Genomic DNA, 7061 nt, shown 5'->3' with positions numbered 1-7061 from the left:
AAGCCCGGCTCGCGAACAAGACGACCGCATGATCGCCCCTCAAGGATGAGCCGGGATGGGCGACACATACGCCATTTGATCGGTCGTTCGATTGCCTGCTGCCGATGCTGCGCGCCCAAAGCGTCGACGCGCTCTACGAGGCGACGCGCGGCTGGGGCCTGATCGATCACAATCTGGTCGCGGCCGATACCACCGGGCGGATCGGAAATCTCGTGCGCGCCATCGTGCCGCGGCGCCCGCGACTGAATGGCTGGCTGCCGGTGCCGGGCTGGACGGGAGAGTATGAATGGCAGGGTGTCATTCCCTGGGAGGACATGCCGCGCGCCTTCGATCCGCCGGACGGCTTTCTGGTCACCGCGAACAACCGTGTCGTCACGGACGACAATCCGGATTATTTGTGCACCGACTGTCATCCTCCGTACCGGGCCAGACGGATCGCCGATCGGCTGGCCGAACTTCCGGCTGCCACTGTCAGCGACATGGGCAGCATCCATGCCGATACGCACAGCTTCACGGCGCGCGAGTTCATCGCCCGCCTGAACCGGTTGCCGACGATCGAAGGACCAGCCGCCGCGTTACGCGACCTGATCACCGGTTGGGACGCGTGCATGGCTGCCAATTCAAAGGCGGCAGCAGCCTATGCGCGGACGCGACGCGAACTTGCGCGGATCGTTCTCGATCGGTCGGGTCTGAGCGCGGTGTCGCAGGATCCCGTTGCCCGCGTTGTCCCCGGCGTGGCGCCGCTCAATCAGATCTGGTGGGCACTGCCGTCATTGCTGCGCAACAACGATACCGTGTTCCTCGATGGCTGGGATTGGGATCGCGCGCTGACGGCGGCGCTCGAGCGGGCGGCGGAGACCGACAAGGACAAGACAGGGAAGGACAAGACTTGGAAGGACAAGACTTGGTCGGAGCTGCATCACGTCCGCATGTCGCATCCGTTGTCGGCGGCCTTTCCGCACGCGTCATCGCAGCTCGAACCGCCGGGGCTTCCGGTTGGCGGAGACAACGATACCGTCATGGCCAATGGATGCTATTGGGCCTCGTCAGGCCTCACTGCGGCCTATGGCGCAGTCGCACGCTATGTCTTCGACGTGGGCAACTGGGACAACAGCGCCTGGGTCGTGTTTCACGGCGCGTCGGGGCACCCCGCGAGCCCGCATTTTGCCGATCAGCATGCGCTATGGGCGTCTGTCCAAATGGTGCCTATGCTGTACGACTGGAGCAAGATTACGAAGGCCAGCGACCAGCTCGTGCTGGAACCTTCCACCTAGGTCCCTCGAGGCGCTCCCCGCCCGTCGATCAAGAGCTCGCTTCGGGCAAGAATGCCACGACGTCGTCGGATCGGACCATCAATCCGATCTCGGTGCCGACCGGACAGGACGACAGCGCCGCGATCCCCGGAGCGCGCAACAGGACGGGCTCGCGCGCAACGCCGGCGACATCGATGTAGAGATCGATGTGATCGCCCTGAAAGACCTGCGTGATCACCGTTCCACGCAGCAAACCCGGCGTGCTTCCCGACGTCACGGCCAGATGCTCCGGCCGGATGAAGACGTCCACGACATCACCAATCGCCGCCTGCGTGAGCGACGCCGCCGGAACCTCGAGACGCATGTCACCGATGGATACTGTGGCCACTTCCGCGCGCCGTTCGACGAGACATCCGGTGAGAACATTCACATTCCCGACGAAGGATGCAACGAAACGATCCGCGGGGCGGCGGTAGACATCGCCAGGCGCGGCGATCTGACGTATCCGCCCCGCCGACATCACCGCAATACGGTCCGACATCGCTAGCGCCTCGCCCTGGTCGTGGGTCACGAAGATCGTGGTCACGCCGAGCTCGCGCTGGATCTGCTTCAGTTCGACTTGCATCGATCCGCGCAAATTCTTATCCAGCGCCGAGAACGGCTCGTCGAGCAGGAGCACCTTCGGCTTGATCACGAGCGCGCGCGCCACTGCGACGCGCTGCTGCTGGCCGCCCGACAGCTGCCGCGGCTTGCGGTCACCGAATCCGTCCAGCTTCACCAGCGCCAGCGCCTCGTCGACCCGGCGCGCGATCTCCTTCCTGTCGATCCCGCGGGTCTTCAACCCGTAGGCAATATTGTTGGCGACACTCATATGCGGAAACAGCGCATAATTTTGGAAGACGATGCCGATCTCACGTTGATGGGCCGGCGTTTCGGTGACCAGGGCACCCTCGATGAAAATCTCGCCACTATCGGTTTCGAGAAAGCCGGCGACGAGATTGAGCAGCGTGGTCTTTCCGCAGCCGGACGGTCCGAGCAGGGTCATGAACTCGCCCGGCTGGATCTTGAGCCAGGCTTCATGAAGGGCAATGGAGTCGCCGAAGCGCTTGGTTACGCCGTCGAGCTGTACCGCCGGCCGGCCTTGCCGGCTCGCCTCTCCGCTCGCGACTACGCCCATCCGATCAGTGTGCATCAACATTGAGGATCTTCTCGAGACCAAGGAAGGCATTGGCGAGGCTCAGCAGCAATGCGGTGACGGCGATATAGATCACCGACAGTGCAGCCAGCGTCGGATCGGCAAACTCGCGCACATAATTGTACATCGCAACCGGCAACGTCTGCGTCGCCTGGCTGCTGACGAAAAGCGTGGCCGTAAACTCGTTGAACGACAGGATCGCGGCAAACAGCCAACCGCTCAACAGCCCCGGCAGCAGCAGCGGGATCGTCACGGTCAGCAAGATGCGGCCCGGTGTCGCGCCGAGGCTGGAAGCCGCAAGCTCGAGCCGGCTGTCAAGATTTTCCAGCGAGATGAAGGTGCTGCGCATCACGAACGGCAGCACCAGCAGCACATGGGTCAGGATGACGAGCGGAAAGCCACGCCCCGTACCGGTCTGCGATGCCAGGATCAGCACGCCGAGGCCGATGGTGTAGTGCGGGATGATCAGCGGCGATAGCAAGATGCCTTCGAGCACCGACTTGAGCACGAACGTATAGCGATGGATCGCGATGGCAGAGGCTGCGCCGACGACCAGCGCAATGCTCGAGGCCCATAACGTCACCGTGAGGCCATTCCAGAAGCCCCGGCCGAAATCACTGTAGGAGAATGCCCGCCAGAACCAGCGCAGCGACCATGCCTGCGGCGGAAACGCCAGAATCGCACGGTCGTTGAACGCCGTCACGGCAACGACGATGCCAGGCAGCAGCACGAACAGCAGGATCGCGGCGACCAGTACACGCCCCGACCATCTCAGCGCCATGACGGCGGGGGACCGTTTCATGTCGCGCTCGCCATTCGTTCCAGCGGCCGGGTCGCCTGCTTCAACAATGCGATGACGGCCAGCGACAGCGCGAGGCCGATGATCGACAGGCTGGCGGCAAAGGGGAAGTTGAAGGACGAGAAGCCGAGCTGATAGATCAGCGTCGATACCGTGCTGACCCTCCCGCCGCCGATCAATTGCGGCGTCGCGAAGGCGCTGAACGTCCAGGCAAATGCCGTCGAGAAGCCGGCGACGATGCCCGGCATCGACAGTGGCAGCGTGATCGTCAGAAAGACGCGGATCGGTCCCGCGCCGAGGCTCTCCGCTGCCTTCTCGCAATTCCGGTCGATATGCGACAGACCTGCGGCCAGCATGATGACCATGATCGGCATCGTCACATGGATCAGCGCAGCGATCACGCCGCCGGCCGTGAACATCATCTGCACCGGACGCTCGACGAGGCCAAGCTTGACCAGCAGCGTGTTCAGGAAGCCGTTATTTCCGAGAACGATCATCCAGGAATAAGTCCGCACCACCTCCCCCAAGAACAACGGCGTCACCGCCGCGATCAGGATGAAAGAGCGCACCGCCGAACTTCTGGTGCGGACCAGCGCATAGGCCAGTGGATAGGCCAGGATCAACGTGAACGCCGCCGTCTCGAAGCAGAGCAGGATCGTATTCCAGAACGCGAGCGCATAAAGCGGCCGGAGCATGGCCGCAAAATTCTGCAACGTGAACCCGCCCACCTCCAGCGAGCCCGGGATATAGGTCCTGATGCTGAACTGAAACACCGCCGCCATCGCGGCCGTCAGCCCCAGCGCGACAAGCCCGGCCGGCGAGACGAACCATCCCAGAAACGGGCGCTTGGTCATGACGACTCCTTGGCGAACTCCGCGCTGGAAATTGCGGCCCGGCCGCGGCCGGGCCGCTGCTTTCAGGGAGCCATCATGTTTTCGGCGAACCACTTCCGCCACTCGGCGGTCTTTTCGGCACGCAGCTTGTGATCGATGATGAGGGTCTGATGTGCCCATTGATCGGGCGTCGTGAACACGCCCGGGAGCGAGGCAATCTCCGGCAAGAGCTTGGCGTTGTCGACCACCGGACTTCCCTTCTTGAGATTGGCGATCTGTGCCTGTACCGCCGGATCGAGTGCGATATTCATGAATTTGTAGGCGAGATCAGCCTTGGCCGTGCCCTTGGTGATGCCCATCGTGTCGACGCCGAGCACCGCGCCCTCCTTGGGAATGACGAGCTTGATCGGAACGCCCTGATCACGCATGTAATAGGCGTTCATCGACAGCACGACCTGCACCGGCGTCTCTCCGGTCGCGAACATCTGCTGGCTGTTGGCATCGTTGGTGTAGAAGGCCTTGTAGTTCGGTTTCAGCGCCTTCAGCTTGTCCTTGCCGGCCTCCCAATGTGCCGCATCCGCACCGGACAATCTTGCGGCGACGGCGATCACGTGGCTGGGATCGAAATCGGGTGACGAGATCATGCCCTTCAGCGCCGGATTCCAAAGCCCCTCCCAGCTGTCGAAGCTGACACCCTTCGGCAACTGATCCGGCAGATAGCCGATCGTATAGACATAGGCCCAGGCGCCGATGTGATATGGGCTGATCTTGGCCTGCTCCACCAGATGCGCGGCATTGGGGATCTTCGAGAGATCGAGCTTCTCGAATAGATTGTCATTGGCGTAGAGCCAGCCGACATGCGCGGTCGTGAAGGTGATGTCGCTCTCGGGCTTGCCGGCAGCCAGCTTGGCCTGGTTGAGCCGGTCCATCGTGCCGCCCGTGACATACTCGACCTTGACGCCGGTCTCCGCCGTGAACTTCTTCGCGATCGACTCGTCGATCAGATCGCGAAAGCTGCCGCCCCAGGTGCTGACAACGAGCTTCTCCTCAGCTGAGGCAGCGGACGGCCCGCCAGCGATGATGAGCACCGACGACAGCACCATCGCGAAGCGCTTCAGGACACGTTTCATCTCGAACCCTCCCAACAATGTTTGACGTCAACGGTCAAGCAAACGGCATGCCATTTCGACCAGCAACCCATTGAAAATACTTATGAAAAACACAGGAGGACGCACCGACCCCTCTCGCGAGAGATCAGCGCTCATGTTGTGAAAAGCTGACGGTCAATCAGCCCTGACGCGATCAAATCGTCGAAGTTTCAGCGATCATGTCGATCTCCGTCAGCTGGGCGAGACCTCCAGGAGCCAGGCTTGTCACAACGAGAGGAACGCTCCGTCCGTTGATGCCTGTTCGAGAAGCAGTCTGATATAGACCGCGGCAGCATCCACTCGCACGGCAGGCCAGCTCATTCGCTCTTTCCATCGATGCGGTCCGACAGGCCGGCTGACTTCTTGACGAAATCGAGCGGACCGGAGAAGTCGAAGCTGTTGTAGACAGCGGCCAGATGATTGAAGTGCGGCGCCTGGGCGAATTGAACGAAGGTCAGACGGTGACCGGCATAGTCCGAATTGAGAAGGTCGCGCGCGAAGGCAAGCAGCTTGCGGCGATCATCGGCCTGCCACTGATCGTTCAGGGAATAGAACTTGTTCAGCCACTCTCCGCTGCCCTTGGCATCGAACGCGCTCACATTGGGCGTGATGCAGATCTGGCCGCCGCATAATTCCCGCGCGATGTGCATCATCGCCGGCAGCTGCGAGCAGGCAAAGACGCGTCCGGCGTAAAGCATCGATTGCTGCGGCATCAACAGCCCACCGGAGCTCTTCTCGGCCATCGCGATCGACGCGGTGAGATGCGCGTTGATACCCTCGCGGTAGCAGACGAGATCGGCAAGCTTCTCGCGCACCGACTGCAGTTTTTCGAGGCCGGTCTGCTTGGCATTCCACATCGCCGCCCCGATCATCATGTCGGCGACGTACAGCAGGCGCAGTACGTATGGAAACGCCGAATAGCGATGCAGCGTCGAGCGCACGAACTGGGCGGCGCGCGTATGGCGATAGAAGAAGACGTCCTCCCAGGGAATCAGGACATCATCGAACACGACCAGCGCTTCCACCTCGTCGAAACGGTTGGCGAGCGGATAGTCCTGCGGGTTGCTGCGGCTGGCGAATCCGCTGCGGCAGATGTGCTTGACACCGGGCGCGCCCATCTTGACGATGCAGCCCACCGCATAGTCCGACAGCTTCTCGGTCGACCATGCGCCGACCGTGGGCTTCAGGTAGGCCTGGTCCGCATAGGCCGCCGCAGTCTCGTATTTGGCACCGCGGATGACGATGCCGGCGTCGGTCTCGCGCGTGACATGAACCATCATGTCGGGATCCTGCTGCTGCGGCGGCAGCGAACGATCGCCTTTCGGATCGGTGTTGGCGGAGACGTGGAAGACGTCCTTCTCGATCACTGCGCGGATGTGACGGTCGATATTCGGCGCGAAGCGCGGATCGATCTCGGCCAGCACGTCGCGACCATCGGTCAGCGACCACATCTCACCGATGGTCTCGTCGCCGACCCGCGTGACGACGCCGGAGACGTCTTTCATGAAGTGATCGAGGGCCTTGATCTTGTCGTGCCAGTCCTTCTGCACCAGCGGAGGCCGGTAGAAGATCGAATGCCGCTCGTTGCCCTCGACATAAGTCAGATCGCCGCTGTAGCGCTCCTCATGCGCCATGTCGTACATGCGCGCCTTGATGTCGATGATCGGCTTCAGCGCCGGGTGCGTGGTGACGTCCTTGACACGCTCACCATCGATCCAGACTTCGCGGCCATCGCGAATGCCCTGCTTGTACTCTTCGCCCGTGCGGATCATCGATCGGCTCCTGTTGCACTGGACGAAAGGGTGCCGGAGCAGCTAGCATAAGGAAAATATA

Annotated in this window: 5 protein-coding genes and 1 pseudogene; 1 reads left to right on the top strand and 5 read right to left on the bottom strand. The window is 62.0% G+C overall.

Annotated elements, in window-relative coordinates; all coding sequences use genetic code 11:
- Positions 1-68 precede the first annotated feature (68 nt).
- Positions 69-1274: pseudogene (locus AC1RUR_RS18510) on the top strand (penicillin acylase family protein); the annotation flags it as partial.
- Between the two features lie 28 nt (positions 1275-1302).
- Here AC1RUR_RS18510 and AC1RUR_RS18505 read toward each other — a convergent pair.
- The 5 genes from AC1RUR_RS18505 to AC1RUR_RS18485 form a co-directional block, all read right to left on the bottom strand.
- Positions 1303-2451: an ABC transporter ATP-binding protein gene (locus tag AC1RUR_RS18505; protein WP_492846474.1), complete on the bottom strand. Its 1149-nt coding sequence runs from the start codon at positions 2449-2451 to the stop codon at positions 1303-1305.
- Positions 2435-3250 (bottom strand): ABC transporter permease, encoded by an 816-nt coding sequence (locus AC1RUR_RS18500; RefSeq protein WP_492846472.1) that lies wholly within the window; start codon positions 3248-3250, stop codon positions 2435-2437. The genes AC1RUR_RS18505 and AC1RUR_RS18500 overlap by 17 nt, the downstream gene beginning before the upstream one ends.
- A complete protein-coding gene (locus AC1RUR_RS18495; RefSeq protein ID WP_492846470.1) occupies positions 3247-4101 on the bottom strand; it encodes an ABC transporter permease in 855 nt (284 codons plus the stop codon). The genes AC1RUR_RS18500 and AC1RUR_RS18495 overlap by 4 nt, the downstream gene beginning before the upstream one ends.
- Before the next feature lie 62 nt (positions 4102-4163).
- Positions 4164-5210 (bottom strand): ABC transporter substrate-binding protein, encoded by a 1047-nt coding sequence (locus tag AC1RUR_RS18490; RefSeq protein ID WP_492846468.1) that lies wholly within the window; start codon positions 5208-5210, stop codon positions 4164-4166.
- A gap of 335 nt (positions 5211-5545) precedes the next feature.
- A complete protein-coding gene (locus AC1RUR_RS18485) occupies positions 5546-7000 on the bottom strand; it encodes a 4-hydroxyphenylacetate 3-hydroxylase family protein (protein ID WP_492846466.1) in 1455 nt (484 codons plus the stop codon).
- Between the last annotated feature and the right edge of the window lie 61 nt (positions 7001-7061).

This window comes from Bradyrhizobium sp. GW821-FHT12B03 (genome assembly GCF_058807535.1).
The sequence above is the reverse complement of the archived record's forward strand: the minus strand, read 5'-3'. Positions and strand labels throughout refer to the sequence as shown.